The sequence below is a fragment of the Methanolobus sp. ZRKC5 genome (assembly GCF_038446525.1).
In the GTDB taxonomy this organism is placed as follows: domain Archaea; phylum Halobacteriota; class Methanosarcinia; order Methanosarcinales; family Methanosarcinaceae; genus Methanolobus.
This window is the reverse complement of record NZ_CP151792.1, coordinates 1,200,039-1,218,405: the sequence shown is the minus strand read 5'-3', so window position 1 is coordinate 1,218,405 and position 18,367 is coordinate 1,200,039. Positions and strand designations below refer to the sequence as shown.

Sequence of the window (18,367 nt, the reverse complement as noted above, 5' to 3'; positions counted from 1 at the left end):
TGAACAGTATGCTTGAAATACTCCAGTATGACTTTATGAGGAATGCTATTTTTGCCGCTATTCTGGCGAGTGTCGCATGTGGTATAATTGGTGTCTATGTAGTTGTGAAAAAGATCGTTTTCATAAGCGGCGGTATTACTCACGCATCTTTTGGTGGTATCGGTCTTGGATACTATCTTGGGATCAATCCATTATATGGTCTTATTCCTTTCAGTCTTTTTTCCGCACTTGTCATGGGTCTTGTGAGCAAACGTTCAAAAGTGGCTGAAGATACTGCTATAGGTATACTCTGGTCTCTGGGGATGGCAATAGGTATTATTCTGATATACTGGACCCCCGGTTACGCACCTGATCTCATGACCTATCTTTTCGGTAATATCCTGACGGTACCAATGTCTGATATTTACCTTATGCTGGGTCTTGATGCTGTTATAATCTTTGTTGTATATGCTTTCTATAAACAATTCATGGCACTTTGTTTTGACGAAGAGTTTACAACAGTTGCAGGCTTGTCCGTAGAGAAACTTTACTTGCTCCTGCTTTGTATGATAGCACTAACAATCGTACTATTGATCAAGATAGTAGGTATTATTCTTATCATCGCACTGCTTACTATGCCAGCATCCCTGAGTAGACATTACACCAATGATCTTGGGAAGATGATGTACCTTGCAATATTCTTCGGTATAATTTTCAGCATCGTAGGATTATCATTATCCTATTTGTTCGACGCTCCTTCAGGTGCGACAATCATCCTGGTGATGTCTTCCGTCTATATACTGCACTTCCTGTATGACGGATTAAAACCAAAAATAGCAGCTTAACTATTCTGTTAAGACCTGTTTTATTTTTTCAAGAACAAGGAGTGCATCTTCTCTTTTTAAATCACATTCGTTCTTTGCGCAGAATTTGAGGAGTTTACTTGCTTTATCCCCGGGAATAATTCCTTCCCTTGAAGCTTGCTTTGTAATCCCAAAGTAACTTCTTTCTGTATAATGCGTACTTTTTGCAAGATTGGTTATGCGTCTGAATTCATCATTATCGATGATGCTGTATTTGAGTGCTGCCTCAAAAGTTTCCCGTATATTTACCATGGGATTTGATACTGGTTTGAATGTATCAGGATTTGTGGCAACAGCTACTTCATCATCATCCTCAATGACTCCGTCTCTGTACCATTCATATATTTGTCCCACACCGGTCATTCCATGTACGTCAAGTTCAGAAGCCCGAAGGGCTCCCATACTGCAGCCACCAATGACTATTATTCCTTCTTTTATCGCCCTGATTATTTCTTTGTGGCCAACAGCTGCTCTGCTAAAAAAAATGCCATCGATGATGCCAATAACAGTGTATCCCTGATTCATGGCCTTCTCGATATCACCTCTGGATATAGGTGGCCAGTATGTTGCATCAAGGACCTCTGCAGCATCCTCGTGACTTATGCTTGTACCTGCAAATACAAGGACTTTGGAGCGAGTTCCTGTATTGTCACTCATTTTCTGCGTCCGGTTCTCCATGGTCTGTCCTTTGGTGCCAGTTTCTTCTTTTTTCCTGACTTTGCCCTTTTGCCCACACGCTCTCTGTCAAGCGTGTACATCTCAAAAGTAGGGATAATCACTCTGACAACTGGGACCGGTACGCTTTCTCTTGACATGTCTACAACTACGGCGCATTCTGCAATATCCTTCAATTGTTCCAGTACGATGTCGATACTTTCGGCAGGTGTGTTCCTTGACATGTCTCTGAGGTCACGCATGGATGCTTGTTCTCCATCCTCATACCAGTATTTGTTCATGCGTTTTATTCTGTCATATCCTATTTCCCTGACAAACTTCTCACGTTCGGTATCCTCTCTGGCACCGTGTATTTGCACAACTCTTGATTGGGCGGCTTCCGTCAATGCTCTTCTTACTGCAATTTCCGGATTAAGGTGTGCTCCTGCACCCATCACAAGTAGTGCTGCATCTTTAAGCCTTATATCGTCGGTAACTGCAACAACAGTTGTTATTTTTGTGTCGTGGGGTAATGCCCATAATTTGACATCAACTTCATTGTCAGTGAACTTGCGTAGGATCTCGTAGTTTTCACCATCACTTTCTGTAAGTATTATCTCTTTTCCAGGATTGCGATTGAACTCTGCTATACTGAGGGCATCCCTTTCGATGACTTCCAGCAAGCCATGGAATATTGCTTCCTCTATGGTGTTTCCTGCTGCAAGTCCGTTAGTATTACTTCTAAATAACTTCAATGCTCTGCCTGGGGCATCGTATGGGTGATACACTGCATTGGCAGGGACAAAGGTCTCCTCGTTTTTGAAGAGGTCCCATCCGCTTATCCACTCTACTAATTCCTGGGGGCTGTAGCTTTCAGCCAGAAGCAGGAGTTTAGGATCAATTATGCGGTGGCTTTCTTCCATTGTTACAAAGCTCTCAATGATATGCTGGGCTTTGATATCTTCTGCCACATCGCTGTTTAGTCCGTTCCTTTCTGCCAGGCATCGTTCAAAACTCTCCATAATTGCGGATATTCTTGCCTGATTCTCGGTGTTGCCTTTTCCTGAATAAACTGATATAGCTCCTTCCGCAGCACTGGGCCGGATAGTTGAAATGACGGGAATGCCGACCCTGTCAAGGTCAGTGATGCTGGCAACCCTTGTAACTCCTATCTGTTTGGAATTATCGTTTACTTTCTCAAGAGTACTTTTTTCATCAAGGACTCGCTGAGTTCCTTCGATGTATGTAAGTGTTCTGTCGATGTTTAGCTCTGGCATGATTAGCGAAAGTCTCCTGCATATATTATATTTCTTACGACAAAGGTTCTCTGTGCTTAAGTAAATCTTATATAGTGCAGTGCAAGTGTGTAAATGGGGTTTTATATGAAAGTTAAAGCATTAATGATTTTTATTGTGATTTGTATAGTTGGGATTTCCGGTTGTACTGATTCACCTACTGGGGATGACCAGATGCCATCGGATATTGAAGATGACATCCTGTCTGAAGAAACAGTGACTGATGAGGTGGACATGCCGGAAACAGAACCTGATGCATCATCTTTGTTCTCCGCATTTGCTGAAAATGATACTTATAAAGAATGGTCCATATGGCCCGGTAAAGAAGCAATGATGGAAGGTACTGGGGTGCATGGTGATTACGTTTCTATATACGTGTCAGACAATGCGCTGTCTTCAGTAGAAGTCGGTGGGGCAACAATGCCATATGGGACAATGGTTGTAAAAGAAGGTTTTAATTCCGATGAAGAGCTAACGGGGATTTATCTTATGTACAAGGCAGAAGGATTTGATCCCGACAATAATGATTGGTTCTGGGCAGCCTACTCTTCGGAAGGTGCTATTAAAGCAGACGGAAAGGTGGGCGGTTGTATCAGTTGCCATGAAGGTAAGGAAGATGCTGATTATATCTTTGTGAATGCTTGATTTCTTCTTATTTTTTTTTTTCTGTTAGGAATCGATACTCTTTTATATGATGGGTTACTATATCAAAGTTTAGCTTGTGCAGTACAATAAATATTATTGGGATGTATATAAAATTACAATATGTATAAAATCATAATGTGTATAAAAATACAATAATTTGCCAGGCGAAGAAAACATTAGTGAGAGACAGGAGGCAAAATATGAGAGACCTAACTAGAAAAAGAAATGGAGTCGACATCTTCAAAAGCTGCCACACGGTAGTTGGCGGAGTGTCAACAGATAAACTCGACGCCGAGGAAATGGAGCTTTATCGCTTTATGGTAGGCGGGGTGCAGGCAAAATAGCCTGCAAAACCTATTTTTATATTCTTTGCATACTGGTTCCTATGTATGATGTTCTTACCATCAGGGAAGACTTTCCCGTATTAAATGATGTTATATATCTGGACAACGCCGCTACAACGCAGACGCCTGTTCAGGCGATATCATCAATGTTGGATTATTTCTATAAATATGCGGCAAATCATGGACGAGGGGCCCATCGGCTTGCAAGGGAAACCACAAACCACTATGAAGATTCCCGGGAAATAGTGGCATCTTTTTTTAATATGGATGTTGAAAATACCATTTTTACAAAGAATGCAACAGAAAGTATCAATATAGTTTCCCGAGGTTTTCCATGGCAAAAAGGCGATCACGTCATAGTGACTCTTGTTGAGCATCATTCCAATTTGCTTCCATGGATGCGATTAAAGGAGCTGGGTGTTGAACTCTCTGTTGTCAAACCCGATATTCATGGAGTTGTCGACCCTGCAGATATCAGGTCTGTTATCAATGACAGGACTCGACTTATAGCAGTGAACCATGTTTCCAATGTGTTCGGTTCAATACAGGATATAGAAGGGATAATTAACATGGCAAGGCAGAATAGTGTGAAGGTACTGGTGGATGGTTCCCAGTCTGCTGGAAATATGCCAATGGATATTAAGTCGGTTGACCCGGATTATTTTGTATGCCCTGGGCATAAGGGTTTGCTTGGACCTCAAGGGACTGGTATATTGTACATAAAGGAGCCGGATACTATCGAACCTTTGTACCTAGGTGGTGGTATGGTGAGTTCCGTAACTCCTGATAGTTTTAAAATGGAGCCAAGCCCTGCAAAGTTTGAAGCCGGAACACCTAATATTCCTGGTATAATAGGCCTTGGACGTGCTGTTGAATATGTGGATAACATTGGTGTGGGATCAATTGAAAAACATGAACTTTCTCTTGCAAGGGAAACTGCTTTGCGTCTTGGTGAGATAGATGGTGTTGACGTCTATGGGCCAAAGGAAAGGGCTGGAGTGGTATCTTTCAATGTAGTTGGGATGAATGCTCATGATGTAGCTATGATACTTGACCAGACGCACAGTATCTGCGTGAGGAGTGGTTATCATTGTGCAATGCCGAGCATAGATCATCTGGGGGTCAATGGCACAGTGAGGGCGTCGTTTGCTCTTTACAACACTGAGGCTGAAGTTGAAACTCTGGTTAAAACGGTTTCAGATATTACTTCGCTTGTTTAACAGGTTTCTTATAATTAATTTTTACATTTGGAGATAAAAGCAAAAGGTTATTATGCGCAGATAATTATATTAGTCTTGCAGGCTGAATGCTTTCAGCGAATATCATATGTCAATTATCGTTCATCAATAATTTTAGCTAATTATCATTAGGTATCATCAAAAGGGGAATTTAAAGTGAGCAAGGACATGCTTCTGTGGGATGAGACTCTTTTTTATAAAGGGGAGATACTTGAATTTGATTACCTCCCTGACTATTTTGCACACCGTGACTCTCAGATGCAGGCCTTGCGCTTCAGTTTGAAACCTGCATTAAGGGGTATGCGGCCGGTTAATTGTCTTGTGAAAGGTCCACCTGGGACAGGGAAGACAACTGCCGTTATGAAAGTTTTCAATGAGATGAAAGAATACACTGATAATGTGGTCTTTGTGAAGGTCAACTGTCAGATGGATTCCACACGGTTTGCTGTTGTTTCAAGAATATATGAGCAACTTGTTCATATCACTCCACCTTCATCCGGTGTGTCATTCAGGAGACTTTTTGAAAAGGTAATTAAGTATCTTTTGGATGCTAACAAGACTCTGGTTGTAGCTCTTGATGATATCAATTATCTTTTTCCCGAAGGACATGCAGATGAAGTTATGTATTCTTTGCTGAGGGCTCATGAACAATACCCTGGAGCCCGAATTTCTGTAATAGCCATAATCAGCGATGTGGGAATTCCATACAGTTTCGACCCGCGGGTCGGTTCTGTATTTTTACCTGAAGAGGTAGCTTTCCCGCGGTATGAGATAGGTGAGATCGCAGATATAATTGCCAGCCGTGTGAAACATGCTTTTTATCAGGATGTGGTGTCAGATGAGGCCTTGGACAGGGTTGTCACTTATGTGGATATGACAGGTGATCTCAGGATAGGTATTGATCTTCTGAAGCGTTCTGGTCTTAATGCAGAACGCAGGGCTAGCAAGACAGTTGCTGCTGAAGATGTTGAGAAGGCTTATGAGGCTTCCCGGCTTTTGCATTTATGTCGGAATATAAAGTCACTTTCTGATAATGAAAAAACATTGCTCGGGCTTATTGCAAAGGATAGTAGTATTCAGACAGGTGAGCTCTATAAATCATTCCATGAAATAACCGGACTTGGATACACCCGATTTTATGAAATTATTGAGAAAATGCATGCGTCAAGACTTATTGATGCAGATTTCTCCGGCAAGGGTATGCGTGGAAGAACACGGTATGTAGCACCTGCTTATAATTCTAAGGACATACTCAAATGTCTTGAGTAAGCTTTTATCTTAAATTTGATTAAAAAAAGGGTAACTATTCAGCCTGATAAAAACGCTATCAATAACAATCTTGACAAAAAGTTGAAACGTAAATTTCATTAGAATCATTTATTTTGATTGTTGCTATTGATTGCTTTTTTGATTGTTAGTGAGCAGACATCTCTATTTCGATGAAATCAGTACCAATAGGCAAATCGTGCCAGGCTGAATAGTTACAAAAAAAGAAGTTTTGCGCAGAAACAAATCTGCGCAAGTGTTTGTATTTTTGTTATTTTTCAGATATTTACATATCCATGCCCATACCTGGCATTCCGCCCGGTGGCATACCTGGAACCATATCTGCTGCGGAAGGTCCTGCTCCTCCCTGTCTGGATGCGATGATATCATCGATCCTGAGAATCATGACTGCAGATTCAGCAGCTGCGTTGATTGCCTGGGTCTTTACCCTGAGTGGCTCAACTACGCCTGCTTCCCACATGTCAATTACTTCTCCAGTATAGACATTCAGACCTGCTGTCTTTATGCCCTTCTCGTGGTGTGCGCGCAGTTCCATAAGCATGTCTATTGGGTCGAGACCTGCGTTCTCTGCAAGTGTTCTTGGGACTATTTCAAGAGCCTCTGCGAATGCTTTGACTGCAAGCTGTTCCCTGCCGCTGAGGGTTGCTGCGTATTCCTGAAGTCTAAGTGCAACTTCAACTTCAGGTGATCCGCCACCAGCTACGAGTTTCTCATCTTCGATTGCTACTCCGACTACTCTGAGTGAGTCATTAAGTCCTCTTTCGATGTTGTCAATGACGTGCTCTGTGCTGCCACGGAGGAGGATTGAAACTGCCTTTGGATTTACACATCCTGTTACGAAGGTCATTGGGTCGCCGCCGATCTTCTTCTCTTCTACAAGGTCTGCCTTACCCATGTCAGCTTCTGTGATCTCGTCAACGTTTGTGATGAGCTTTGCACCGGTAGCTCTTGAAAGTTTCTGCATGTCGCTCTTCTTAACTCTTCTAATTGCGAATACATCTGCCTTTGCAAGGTAGTGCTGTGCCATGTCATCGATTCCCTTCTGACAGAATACAACGTTTGCACCACTGTTGACTACTTTCTCAACGAGGTCCTTGATCATCTTCTCTTCTTGGTCAAGGAAGGACTGAAGCTGCTCAGGTGATGTAATGGATATCTCAGCATCGACTTCTGTGTCTTTAAGTTCAATAGCTGTGTTGATGAGTGCGATCTTTGCGTTCTCGACCTTCTTTGGCATGTTGGTGTGGACACGTTCTTTGTCAATGATCATACCTTCAATAAGCTCGGATTCTTCGATACGTGCTCCGACCTTCTTCTCGATCTTGATGTTCTCCATGTCGACTTTATTGTCTTCATCAACAATGCTTGTGATAGCAGCAACTGAGATCTTTGCGAGAACTTCCTTTGTTGCTTCTGCGCCCTTTCCGGTCATTGCTGTTCCGGAAATGTTCATCAGTACGTCCTTGTTATCTCTGGTAACTGTTTTTGCGAGTGCGTTAATAATCTCTGCAGCCTTCACTGATGCCATTCTGTAACCGGATGCTATGATTGTTGGGTGTACGTCCTGGTCAATGAGCTCTTCTGCTTTCTTGAGGAGTTCGCCGGCAATTACAGCAGCTGTGGTTGTTCCGTCACCGACCTCATCGTCCTGGGTCTTGGCTACTTCCACGATCATCTTTGCTGCAGGGTGCTCGATGTCCATCTCTTTAAGAATGGTTGCACCATCGTTTGTGATGACCACATCTCCGAGACTGTCTACAAGCATCTTGTCCATTCCTTTTGGTCCAAGTGTTGTTCTTACAGCTTCAGCGACTGCTTTTGCAGCCATGATGTTGTTGCTCTGTGCTTCTTTGCCTCTAGTTCTCTGGCTTCCTTCTCTTAATATGAAAATTGGCTGTCCTGCCATCTGTCCTGCCATGTTATTTATCCTCCTTATTATATGTGAAATTAGAATAACATTTACTTTTAGGTCGTTTTTTAATGTTTGTAGTTCTATATAAGCGTATCGGATGTGTTGCTTTTCGTACAAGTAGAGAATAGACTAAAAAATAAATACGCTAAGAGAAAATAGAATAAAAAAAAGTTAAGAAAAAGTGAGTATACTCACTTTACGAGTGCTTTTGGAGATCTGCGAAGGAATCTTCTTTTAGCACCTGATGAACTATATCTCTGTGCTGGTCCTGGATGTGCTTTTCCTGCCTTTGATTTCTGGACCTTGATTGCTCTGCCGTTACGTCCTTTTACTTTTACCCATTCAATGCTGCCTGTCTTACCCATGATAAATCCTCTTGATAATATTAACTGTAAATTTTAAGTTATTTTAAGTTTAACCTAGATATATAATTCTAGTCGTGAGTTTACTTCTAGACGTAACGCTTATTATTAAAGCTTGCGGGAAAATCTGACCAAAATTGCTTTTAGAAAGCAGGGATTATGGCAGTCATTATAATAGGAGTTGATCAAGGTTACTTCACCAATTGAGAAACAGCTTAAAGCAGTGGATGATGAACTTAAAGGTGTACAGAATTATCCAATGGACAAATTGATATCCATAATACAGGATGTTGGCTTTGAATGTGACTTTTGTGCACGCTGCTGCACCCGGGAATTCAATGATCATGTTTTTCTTCTTAACGATGATGCCATCAGGATAAAGGCCATATCTCCGGATTATCTGGAACCTGCTCCTTATTATGAACTATGCGACCAGCACGGGCAGTTCTATGTTTCCGGTTATGCACTTAAAGTAAAAGAAGATGGTTCATGTACTTTTCTTAATGAAAAAAGATGCTCTATCTATGAACAACGTCCTTCGATATGCAGTCTTTTCCCTTACATGCTGCATCGTGAGCCGGATGAGGATGGTAATATCGACTGGAGGCAGATAGGTGGAATCGGTCAGCATGGTTGCTACCATACGGAAATCAGTGATGATGAGTCTAAAGAGATAGCTCTTCAGATCAAGTCTTATGAAACAACATTTCTTGCGCAGGTAATAGAATTCTTCAAAACAGCAGAAGAATATTTCAAAAAAAATAGTCTCAAACATGTGCCGAGTGTGTATGACAGGGAAATAAGGAAGTTCAATAAAGGTGAGGAAATTACAGTTTTTGTCTTGTTCAATGGTGATTTTATCGAGCATAAGGTCAAAAAACAATGATTCTGTTAAGCTGAATAAGTGATGTACCCGGTACAATGAAAGGAAACCTGAATCTTCCGCTGATCTGTGTTGTTGCTTTCTTTTCAATGTCAGCCGGAGCTTTACTTGGTCCTGTCCTTCCATTTATGGTTGAGCCATTGAATACTTCCCGTGAAGCTGTGGGACTGGTTCTTGGGATGTATACTTTTTCTACAGCACTTTCCATGATATTTGTTAGTTTCATAACAGATCGTGTGGGACGTAAAAAAATACTGGTGCCATGTCTTCTCATAAACGGAATTGCTGGGTTGGCGTGTTATTTTTCCACTGATATGACTTCACTACTGGTTTTGAGATTCGTTCAGGGCATAGGTATCGCAGGAATGCTCCCCATAGTCATGACCATGATCGGGGAGTTATACACCGGTCTTGACAGGGTCAATGCCATGGGTAAAATGAGCATGACAACTGGCATCGGGGCAGTTTCTGCTCCTCTTATAGGTGGTATACTTGCTTCATACGGATGGAATGTTCCGTTTCTCTTCTATGGCCTTTCGATACCTCTTGCAATCATTGTAGTATTTGCCCTTCCTGAAACAAACCCGCATGAGAACAGAACACATAACACGGAATCAATAATAAAAACTCTCGCTGAATTCAGAATCCTTTACACTATTGTACTGAGTTTCTCTATATTCTTCCTGCTCTACACAATAGTCATCTACGTTCCCTTTATCCTCAAGGACAACTTTGGTTTTAGCGTAAAAGAAGCAGGACTTGCACTTGGTATTCAGGGAATAGCAATGGCAATGATCTCATCCCGTGCCAGATCATTTTCAGCAAGATATGGTAAACAAAAGTTGTTAATAGCGGGTTTTATCATAACAGGTATCGCTCTGGGTGGCTTCATATTCGCAACATCCCTTCCTCTGGTTCTTGTCCTGATATTTCTCTTCGGGATTGGATTTGGAATGGTGCAGCCCCAGCTGAACACTCTCGCAACCCAGGTAGCTCCACCTGGAATGATGGGAAGTATTGTGTCAGTGTTTAACATCATGAAATATGCAGGACAAACCGCAGCTCCACTTGTACTTGCAGTTGTGCTATTCAATAGCGATCTGCAGATAGTCTTTGGCACTTCGTGCACGTTTGCATTTTTGATCGCATTTTCAACGTATTTCTTTAAGGATATCTATGAGAGTCTAGATGGATGAGATTCATTCCCACGAGCCAGTAACTTTTCCTTCCAGTGCCATCTTTCCCATCACTTTCCTGTAACGTTTGCTGACAGGCGAGGTTGTGACATTTGCATAAGGCGTGCCGGGAAGTGGTGTGAGATAATGTGAATGTACGTGACCACCCTTTTTACATATCCACTGAATGAGTTCAAGGCTCATGTCCTGTTCTTCTTCAGTCTCATCAGGGAATCCCACCATGAAATCCACAACCGGGGTGATGCCGTGGTCAAAACAGAGTTCAATGCTCCGAACAACATCATCAACGGTGTGTCCTCTCAGGATGCTTCTGAGAATGCGGTCACTTCCGGACTGTGCTCCCAGGCTCACTTTGGTATTGGTGCAGTACTTTGTGATGAGCTCCAGTGACTCGTCAGTGACGAATTCCGGCCTGACTTCTGAGGGAAATGTGCCAAAGTAGATTGTCTTTCCTTCCATCTGGTGCAGATTTGAAAGTAAGTTTTCAACCTTGTCAAGTCTTGGATGGATGCCGTCGCTTCCGTATGCCAAGGCATTTGATGATGTAAATCTGAGGTCTTTATAATGCTTTGCATATTTTACAATAGAGTCTATACTCCTGTGCCTTACTTTTCCCTCAAAGAGTCGGGGTGTCTGACAGTACTTGCACCTGAAAGGGCATCCTCTGCTTATTTCCAGAGGTGACATGAGGATATCTGGGTCAAAACATGGATACTTATCAAGGTCAACAGGTTCTCTTTTACCTGTGAAAATGGTTTTGTTGTTATTGTCCTTGTAGGCTATCCCCTTAATCCGGGAAACATCTTTGCCTGAGCTTATAGTTTCTACAAGTTCAGGTAGGGTTTCTTCACCCTCACCAATGACAACGTAATCGAAAAGCTCTAATGTTTCCTCCGTTTCTCCGGATGGATGTGGGCCGCCTGCTATAAATATAGAATCAGTGCTTGCTGTCTTAATTTCCCGAAAAACAGATTCAGCCTGCCTGGTGGCAAAGCTGTATATCATTATTCCGTCCTGGGGCTCTTTGGCTTTTAAAGCACCTGGAAGGAGGGGAGCCAGCGCTGCGAGACTGTATGCATTCTTCTTATTCCAGCGAAATGAGACGTCCATGAATTTCAATCTCACGTCTCGCTAATCTCTATAAATGAATCTGTACTGTTGACGGTTACCATGTCACCGTTCTTCAACAGTTCGAAAGGATCGCTTTCCAGCCTGTCCACAAGAGGTATCTCTGATATTATCGCTCCCACTGCCACAATGGGTTCGGATTCAAGATTGATCATTGCAGCAGGGGCAACATTATTCTTGAAAAGTTGATAAATGACATATGAGCCTACTGTGGAACCTTTCCCGTGCGGGAAAACAAGGACTTTTCCGCTAATGGACTGGCCATAGAGTTCGTGTTGAGGTTCTACAATTTCTCCGGTTTCAGGATCGACGTTTCCAAGGAAGGATATCGGGTCGTGGGTAAGGAGCACTTCTCCTTCTGCAACGCCTCTTGCGATGGTCCTGCAATTAATTTTCATCGATAGCACCTGCCTCTTTTATGCAATCTTCAATACTCGCATACTTCGCAGCCACCTTACACATGCTTGGCACATAGGCAAGCGCCTTTCCGGAATTCACTGTAATGGAGCTATACTTGTTGGTGGCGGGGGATACCACCATGCATGTGTCACACACAATCTTTGCACCACTCTTCTCTATCCTTTTCACAAGGTCAGGGTATCTCTCGGCAACTTCCCTTGCGGTGCACACCCACATTTCCTTTTCCAGTTTCTTTCCGTAAACGAGTCGTGCTATCTTTTCCAGTTCTTCAGGAGAGCAGTGTGGACATCCTACGGTTATTATTTCACTTGACCATATGTCACTGTTAGTTTCATAGACCTCGTCTATCTGTCCTCTTTCAACAGGAACTATTTCCTCAGGTTTGGTGAATTTGTTCCTGACAGCCTCAGGTGTCACTCCTTCTATATGATAGAGCGCCACGGCTCCGGATGCTGCAAGTGCTGCACCGAGAGATTTCATCTCATCTTTCGAAGGTTCATTCTTCATGTAAAATATTGGCACTCTGCTTCCCACAGTCTTCCCGACAACATAGCCCAGAGCACCATAATCAGAGCCAGAAAGCTTGCAGTCGACTTCCACGGCAATTACAGGTTCCCTCATTTCATCAAGGTGGTATCCGTAATTTGCAGTTTTTCCGACAAGTGCCGCTGAGAGGGCTGAAGGTCCACCTTCGCGGTTTGTCCTTGCACCTATTACAGAGTTGGCATAGGATACAGCCGAGGACTCGCTCCATGCTATATGATCATCAAGGGTGACATCGAATCCTTCGAGATAGTAAGGAGTACATGTGCATTTTGTCTGAATTCCAAGTTTTGAATAAGCCTCTATGATCTCCTGTTGCTTCTTTGCAAAAACCGGGTCAATACCCATCTCTTCCCATTTGTTTATGTCCATGCCGGCCGGGTTGAGTATTGAAGGTATCTTCACTTTCCCTTCAAGGTCGGAGATCCATTCCAGTCCTGCATTTCCCATTGTCTTATATGATACTCCGGCTATCTGGGCACTTTTTACAGGTATCAACCTGTCAGCACCGTAAATATCTCCCAGTGCCACAAGGATCTCGATTGCTTTTTGCAGACTTGGGCCATACTCGCCTTCAAGAGTCTTTTCTTCTTCCTGTGTAAGATACATTATTGTTCCAACCTTTGCCGTTTATTCAGGCATCTTTGCACGTTCGAAGTTCTGTGCTTCTTTGAGTACCTTGGTTGCATCGATACCCATTTTGGTGGTGGTCCCGTCAGGTGCACCCCTTGGATCAAGTGAGCTTCCTCTGACGTTCGGTATTATCATCATGTCCATGTCACCCTTCACTCTGGTGGCAATGGCAAACTCCACATCATGCAGGTCAAATATGTCGATATCTTCATCAACCACAACCACGTGCTTCAGGCTTGTGTGAGCGGCAAAGGCTGCCATGATAACATTCTTTCCGTCCCCTTCAGTCTGCTTCTCGATCTGAACCACTGCATGCAAGTAACAGCATCCGCCTTCTGTGAGCACCACATTCTTTACGGTTGTGACTTCGCTCACAGCGTTGAATATCCTTGGTTCGTAAGGAACTCCCATCATCAGGAGGTGCTCAGGTCCGGCAGGAAGTATTCCATGGTAAATAGGGTCTTTGCGGTGCAATATTCTTGTAATATGTATGACAGGTTCCTGCCTCACAAGGTCATAGGTGCCGGTGATGTCTACAAATGGTCCTTCATCAACTCTCTCCTTCGGGTCAATGTAACCTTCAAGGACTATCTCTGCATGCGGGACCTTTATTCCGTTCGAACACTCGAACAGTTCCACAGGTCTGCCACGAAGGGCAGCAGCGTAGTGGAATTCCTTTCCTGCAGGCACACGTGTTGTGGATGCGAAAGTGACTGTCGGGTCAGCACCCAGAACGATTGCAATAGGGAGTTTTTCTCCTTTATCGGATGCTTTTTTGTGTAAAACATAGCTGTGTCTTGGAGCTACAAGCCTTGCTGCAAGTCTGGTCTTATCCACAACCAGAAGCCTGTGAATAGCTGCATTCATCACATCATCATATTCTGTAACAACAATTCCGGCTGTGATGTAAGGCCCTGCATCCTTTTCAAAATAGGTCATTATCGGCAACTTTGTCAGGTCAACATCATCCTCTATGACTTCCATTGTAGGTGAATCCTTCACCACAACAACCTCGCCATCAGGTGAAACCTCGGAGAGTCTCTTTATAATCTTATCCTTGTCCACACCAAACATCGTTGCTAGTTCATCCCTTGAGCCAAGGATGTTCATGATTGCTTTGTTCCCATCGATGTCGTGGAAAAGCACCGGTCCGGGTGTCTTCCTGGCAATACGCGGTGCTTCGAACACCTTTGAAACAGGCTCTGTGATCTCAACAAGTTTCCCGTTCTTCCTGAGCTGGTCGATAAATTTCCTCATGGTATCATCCGTGTAAAAATTATAGTATATTAGTGAGTAATCTCAGTTTGGACTAGCATATGAGCCAATTATATTTGAATGCATATACTAAAAGAGAATGTGTGAATGCAAAATCGTTTCTGATTTAAATTATGATGGTACCAATTAAGTACACAAATGTAGTACTAAAACATAGGTAACTGAAATGACAACAAATGAAAGTATTAATTGGATAATTGACAACAAAGAGTGGTTGTTTTCTGGAATTTTGGTTGTTGTATTTTGTAACTATTCAGCCTACCACAATTAGCCTATTGATACTGATTTAATCAAAACGGAGATGTTTGCTCACTAACAACCTAAGAATCAAAAAAGCAATCAATGGCAACAATCAAAATTAATGATCCTAATAAAATGTAGGTCTCAACTTTTTGTCAAGATTGCTATTGATAGTGTTTTTATCAGGCTGAATAGTTACTGTATTTTTATCATTGTTTACTGCTTTCAAAAAACTCTTTCTAATTCTATTTAGTAGAAACGATTCAAAAGCTTCTCAAAGAGACATTAAGGAAATGGACTATCTTGTAGCACTTCTTTATTCTAAAATAGGTCAGAAATATATCTTTATGAAAGGTGCTCCTGGCTATCGTGTAAGTTATCTCAAAACTGATAAAGAGTATTTTGAATTTTGGGATAATATTAAAAAACACGGCTTTGGTAATTAAACATCGTTATATAATATGATGGCCTCTTTTTATATATGAATTGTCCAAAGTGTAAGAGTTCCAGTCATAAGAAGAACGGTAGGATTGATGGTCGACAACGCTACAAATGCCATGATTGTGGATACAACTATTCAGTAGATATAAAATCCACCGCTAGCCCCGTATCTGTTAAGCGACAGGCTTTACAACTCTATCTGGAGGGGTTGGGATTTCGTTCAATTGGACGTTTTTTGGGCGTTAGTCATGTTTCTGTTCAAAAATGGATTCGAAAATTTGGTAGTGAATTAGAGGATCTAAAAAGTGAAAATGAGATTTCTGTTGTGGAATTGGACGAGATGCATACTTATATTGGGAATAAAAAAACTACTGCTGGATATGGATTGCTGTTGATAGATATGGGAAGAAATTCATCGATTGCTCTTTTGGCAGCAGAGGAACAAAAACAGGACAAAAACTCTGGAAAAAGTTAAAGACAAAAGAGGTTGGGGAAGTAATGACGGATTATTGGAGGGCATATGCCAAGTTAGTCCCCAGAAACATCCATACTCGATCAAAAGCAGAAACATATACTGTTGAAGGATACAACAGCATATTTAGGCATTTCCTGGCAAGACTAAGGAGAAAGTCAAAGTGTTATACTAAAAGTCTTGAAATGCTAAAAATCTCCGTTTTGCTCTTGATGAAATATAGGAATAAAGAACTAGCTATGTTTAATTAACAATGCCATAATTCTTTTTGATGATTCTAATGAACTGCATTATACACCGTTTTTTATTTGCAAACTGATATTCGTTTATATTAGTGGGCTATATATATTCAGTAGCTAAATATAATCATTCTTTATGCACTTGTTTGCTCTGTAAAAACTCGACTTCATGTATTTTAACACAATAAGTTGAAAATGATCAACCCATAGGGTACTCTTTTATTCAAATGAGAATTTCTACGGGGACCATTCATGCGACAGGATTTGTAAAAGTAGCTAAATTCAACTTTCTGTGAATATTCTTTCTTTTTTTGAATTGATTTTGTAACTATTCAGCCTGATAAAAACGCTATCAATAACAATCTTGACAAAAAGTTGAAACGTAAATTTCATTCGGATCATTTATTTTGATTGTTGCTATTGATTGCTTTTTTGATTGTTAGATTGTTAGTGAGCAGACATCTCTATTTCGATGAAATCAGTACCAATAGGCAAATCGTGCCAGGCTGAATAGTTACTTGATTTTTTAATTTCAGTACTCAAATATTAGTCTCGCTAAAAAATATCCAGAATATTTTAGCAAGATGTATAGGACGAATCCACGGTTACTGTGTAACGATATATAAAATATATCATGGCAAATAAATACATTCGATTGAACAATTTTGGTGGTACTATGAGAAAGATGAACGTATTATTATTGCTTGCTGTTTTGATACTCTCGATGACACATACAGCAAGTGGACAGATGACAGAATTCCCTGATGGATGTTACTGTGTAGAACTTGTAGGTGATTATGGGACTAGCACTCCTGCAACAGATCACATTGAAGTGACTGCAAGGGTCTGCAAATCAGGGGATGATATTGATGTTACGGTCCTAGAAAGTAACCCCGAAGTTACAATAATCAATTTAGATATTATTAGTCTCTTTCATGAATAAATTACATTCAGTGCCACCGGCAGTGCAATGGAGGATACATTTGGTGGATTAATGACACTCGAAAATATAGGAAACAGGGAGTATCAATCTGTTTCTCCAACTGTTTTTTTGCTTAATGAAATTCCAGTTAACAGTGAATTAACTGCGACAATAGAAGAATGTGAACAGGAAATACCAGAATTCCCAACTGTTGCTCTTCCAATGATGGCAATCATAGGACTGGCATTCTTCATACAGCGCAGAAAATAATAATCTAAAAATCGGGGACATAAGCCCCTTATTTCTTTTCTTATATGAGCCGCAATTAAATTATTTATCCACTGCTTTTTCTGGGATAGGTTCTTTTTTAATGTTTTGTGCATCTCTTTTCCTGAACCAGAGCTTGCGGCTATAGTAATTAAGAGGATGACTTATCTTTTTGCACATTTCATCCGGAGCGTAGCAGTTACCATAAGTCTGCATGGTTGAACAGGAGGGTGGTTTGTAGTTGGTTCCCGAAGAACCGGCAATATGCTCTACCTGATACCTGGCTTTTTCAATATCAAAATCAGGAGATGTAGTAAACAGGTTCATAATATCATCAACAGACATGCCAATAGTAAGGAGGAAAGCAGTCATTGCAAATCGCATGGAATGTGCAAGGTTCACACCTGCCTGTGTATTGGCTATGGCATGAGTTATACAAGGGGGGAACAGATCAGTTTCAACAGATTCAAATTCAGAGTCACCAAAATTGCTTTTTTGTTCTTCAAGAACATCACTGACTTCCTTTATATATGATTCACATTCCTGAATAAGCTCATTGGAAGCTGGCATTGGCAGATTATGAGCAATGCGATCTTTTATAAGCTCCTGTAAAAGACGTGCAAACTCTTCCCTTGATACATTTACATTACCATGATCCAGTTTACGATTGACCAGTTTCCACTCAATTGCTTTAAGAGAACTTGCCATCCGGATATATGAGGTGAAATGTAGCTTAAATCCAGTTTCACTTTCATCTGCATTAACTCCAAAATCAAGGGCAAATTCCCTGAGAAAACCAAGGTCCTGCGTTTTTAAGATTCTATAGGAAGCTACCGCTTCCGCAAGACAGTACCGGCGTGTCAGAAAAGAATCATCAATGCACGAGACAAGTATTCTTGAAAAAGGATAGGAAAGCAATTCCAGCAAGATATTCCGTTCATCCGAGCTAGAGAGATTAGGTTTTATAATTTCACCTGATATCGCCTGCAAAACACGTTCTTTGCCACGGAAGCGCGCTGATTCCATGGCCCGGGACGTAACCAGGCGATCAAGAGATATTCCGAGGTCCTTTACATGCAAGGATGCCCCGGAAGTATAAGGATATAATGCAAAGTCCTTTTCATCCATA

Annotated in this window: 19 protein-coding genes; 10 read left to right on the top strand and 9 right to left on the bottom strand. The window is 41.6% G+C overall.

Annotated features, from left to right (window positions below):
* The first annotated feature begins 8 nt into the window (after positions 1-8).
* Positions 9-824 (top strand): metal ABC transporter permease, encoded by an 816-nt coding sequence (locus WN948_RS05875; protein WP_342306066.1) that lies wholly within the window; start codon positions 9-11, stop codon positions 822-824.
* Here the strand turns inward: WN948_RS05875 and WN948_RS05870 are convergent, their stop codons facing one another.
* Entirely contained in the window at positions 825-1,499 is a 675-nt protein-coding gene (locus tag WN948_RS05870; RefSeq protein ID WP_342306065.1) for a TfuA-related McrA-glycine thioamidation protein, read from the bottom strand. It lies immediately after the preceding gene.
* Positions 1,496-2,773, bottom strand: a complete 1,278-nt coding sequence (locus WN948_RS05865; protein WP_342306064.1) for a YcaO-related McrA-glycine thioamidation protein — start codon at positions 2,771-2,773, stop codon at positions 1,496-1,498. Before WN948_RS05865 ends, WN948_RS05870 begins: the two co-directional genes overlap by 4 nt.
* A gap of 105 nt (positions 2,774-2,878) precedes the next feature.
* Between WN948_RS05865 and WN948_RS05860 the strand changes: the two genes are divergently transcribed.
* The 4 genes from WN948_RS05860 (at position 2,879) to WN948_RS05845 (ending at position 6,287) form a co-directional block, all read left to right on the top strand.
* Positions 2,879-3,436, top strand: coding sequence for a cytochrome P460 family protein (locus tag WN948_RS05860; protein ID WP_342306063.1), 558 nt, complete (start codon positions 2,879-2,881; stop codon positions 3,434-3,436).
* A gap of 200 nt (positions 3,437-3,636) precedes the next feature.
* Positions 3,637-3,780 carry a hypothetical protein gene (locus WN948_RS05855; RefSeq protein WP_342306062.1) on the top strand — a complete coding sequence of 48 codons (144 nt, stop codon included), beginning with the start codon at positions 3,637-3,639 and terminating at the stop codon, positions 3,778-3,780.
* Positions 3,781-3,821: 41 nt separating this feature from the next.
* Positions 3,822-5,000: a cysteine desulfurase gene (locus WN948_RS05850; RefSeq protein WP_342306061.1), complete on the top strand. Its 1,179-nt coding sequence runs from the start codon at positions 3,822-3,824 to the stop codon at positions 4,998-5,000.
* A gap of 174 nt (positions 5,001-5,174) precedes the next feature.
* Positions 5,175-6,287, top strand: a complete 1,113-nt coding sequence (locus WN948_RS05845; RefSeq protein WP_342306060.1) for an ORC1-type DNA replication protein — start codon at positions 5,175-5,177, stop codon at positions 6,285-6,287.
* A 283-nt stretch (positions 6,288-6,570) separates the two neighbouring features.
* Here the strand turns inward: WN948_RS05845 and thsA are convergent, their stop codons facing one another.
* Together thsA and WN948_RS05835 are read right to left on the bottom strand one after the other, a co-directional pair.
* Entirely contained in the window at positions 6,571-8,223 is a 1,653-nt protein-coding gene (thsA, locus tag WN948_RS05840; protein ID WP_342306059.1) for a thermosome subunit alpha, read from the bottom strand.
* Between the two features lie 185 nt (positions 8,224-8,408).
* Positions 8,409-8,582: a DUF5350 domain-containing protein gene (locus tag WN948_RS05835; protein WP_342306058.1), complete on the bottom strand. Its 174-nt coding sequence runs from the start codon at positions 8,580-8,582 to the stop codon at positions 8,409-8,411.
* 178 nt (positions 8,583-8,760) lie between these two features.
* On the opposite strand from WN948_RS05835, the gene WN948_RS05830 reads away from it, so the two are divergent.
* Both WN948_RS05830 and WN948_RS05825 read left to right on the top strand, forming a co-directional pair.
* Positions 8,761-9,465 carry a YkgJ family cysteine cluster protein gene (locus WN948_RS05830; RefSeq protein ID WP_342306057.1) on the top strand — a complete coding sequence of 235 codons (705 nt, stop codon included), beginning with the start codon at positions 8,761-8,763 and terminating at the stop codon, positions 9,463-9,465.
* A gap of 35 nt (positions 9,466-9,500) precedes the next feature.
* On the top strand, positions 9,501-10,658 hold the full coding sequence (locus WN948_RS05825; protein WP_342306056.1) for an MFS transporter: 1,158 nt from the start codon (positions 9,501-9,503) through the stop codon (positions 10,656-10,658).
* 3 nt (positions 10,659-10,661) lie between these two features.
* On the opposite strand, the gene WN948_RS05820 is transcribed toward WN948_RS05825, so the two are convergent.
* From WN948_RS05820 to WN948_RS05805, 4 genes are read right to left on the bottom strand one after another with little or no spacing between them, the layout of a single operon-like run.
* Positions 10,662-11,768 carry a TIGR04013 family B12-binding domain/radical SAM domain-containing protein gene (locus WN948_RS05820; protein WP_342306404.1) on the bottom strand — a complete coding sequence of 369 codons (1,107 nt, stop codon included), beginning with the start codon at positions 11,766-11,768 and terminating at the stop codon, positions 10,662-10,664.
* Positions 11,769-11,779: 11 nt separating this feature from the next.
* Positions 11,780-12,193: a DUF126 domain-containing protein gene (locus WN948_RS05815; protein WP_342306055.1), complete on the bottom strand. Its 414-nt coding sequence runs from the start codon at positions 12,191-12,193 to the stop codon at positions 11,780-11,782.
* Positions 12,174-13,358 carry an aconitase X catalytic domain-containing protein gene (locus WN948_RS05810; protein ID WP_342306054.1) on the bottom strand — a complete coding sequence of 395 codons (1,185 nt, stop codon included), beginning with the start codon at positions 13,356-13,358 and terminating at the stop codon, positions 12,174-12,176. Before WN948_RS05810 ends, WN948_RS05815 begins: the two co-directional genes overlap by 20 nt.
* A 21-nt stretch (positions 13,359-13,379) precedes the next feature.
* Positions 13,380-14,639, bottom strand: coding sequence for a UbiD family decarboxylase (locus WN948_RS05805; protein ID WP_342306053.1), 1,260 nt, complete (start codon positions 14,637-14,639; stop codon positions 13,380-13,382).
* A 739-nt stretch (positions 14,640-15,378) separates the two neighbouring features.
* On the opposite strand from WN948_RS05805, the gene WN948_RS05800 reads away from it, so the two are divergent.
* From WN948_RS05800 to WN948_RS05790, 3 genes are all read left to right on the top strand, one after another.
* A protein-coding gene (locus WN948_RS05800; RefSeq protein ID WP_342303728.1) for an IS1 family transposase occupies positions 15,379-16,061 on the top strand; the annotation gives its coding sequence in 2 pieces (ribosomal slippage) (positions 15,379-15,705 and positions 15,708-16,061; 681 coding nt in all).
* Positions 16,062-16,725: 664 nt separating this feature from the next.
* Positions 16,726-16,992, top strand: a complete 267-nt coding sequence (locus WN948_RS05795) for a hypothetical protein (RefSeq protein WP_342306052.1) — start codon at positions 16,726-16,728, stop codon at positions 16,990-16,992.
* A gap of 51 nt (positions 16,993-17,043) precedes the next feature.
* Positions 17,044-17,241, top strand: coding sequence for a PEF-CTERM sorting domain-containing protein (locus WN948_RS05790; protein ID WP_342306051.1), 198 nt, complete (start codon positions 17,044-17,046; stop codon positions 17,239-17,241).
* Positions 17,242-17,301: 60 nt separating this feature from the next.
* On the opposite strand, the gene priL is transcribed toward WN948_RS05790, so the two are convergent.
* Positions 17,302-18,366, bottom strand: coding sequence for a DNA primase regulatory subunit PriL (gene priL, locus WN948_RS05785; protein ID WP_342306050.1), 1,065 nt, complete (start codon positions 18,364-18,366; stop codon positions 17,302-17,304).
* Between the last annotated feature and the right edge of the window lies 1 nt (position 18,367).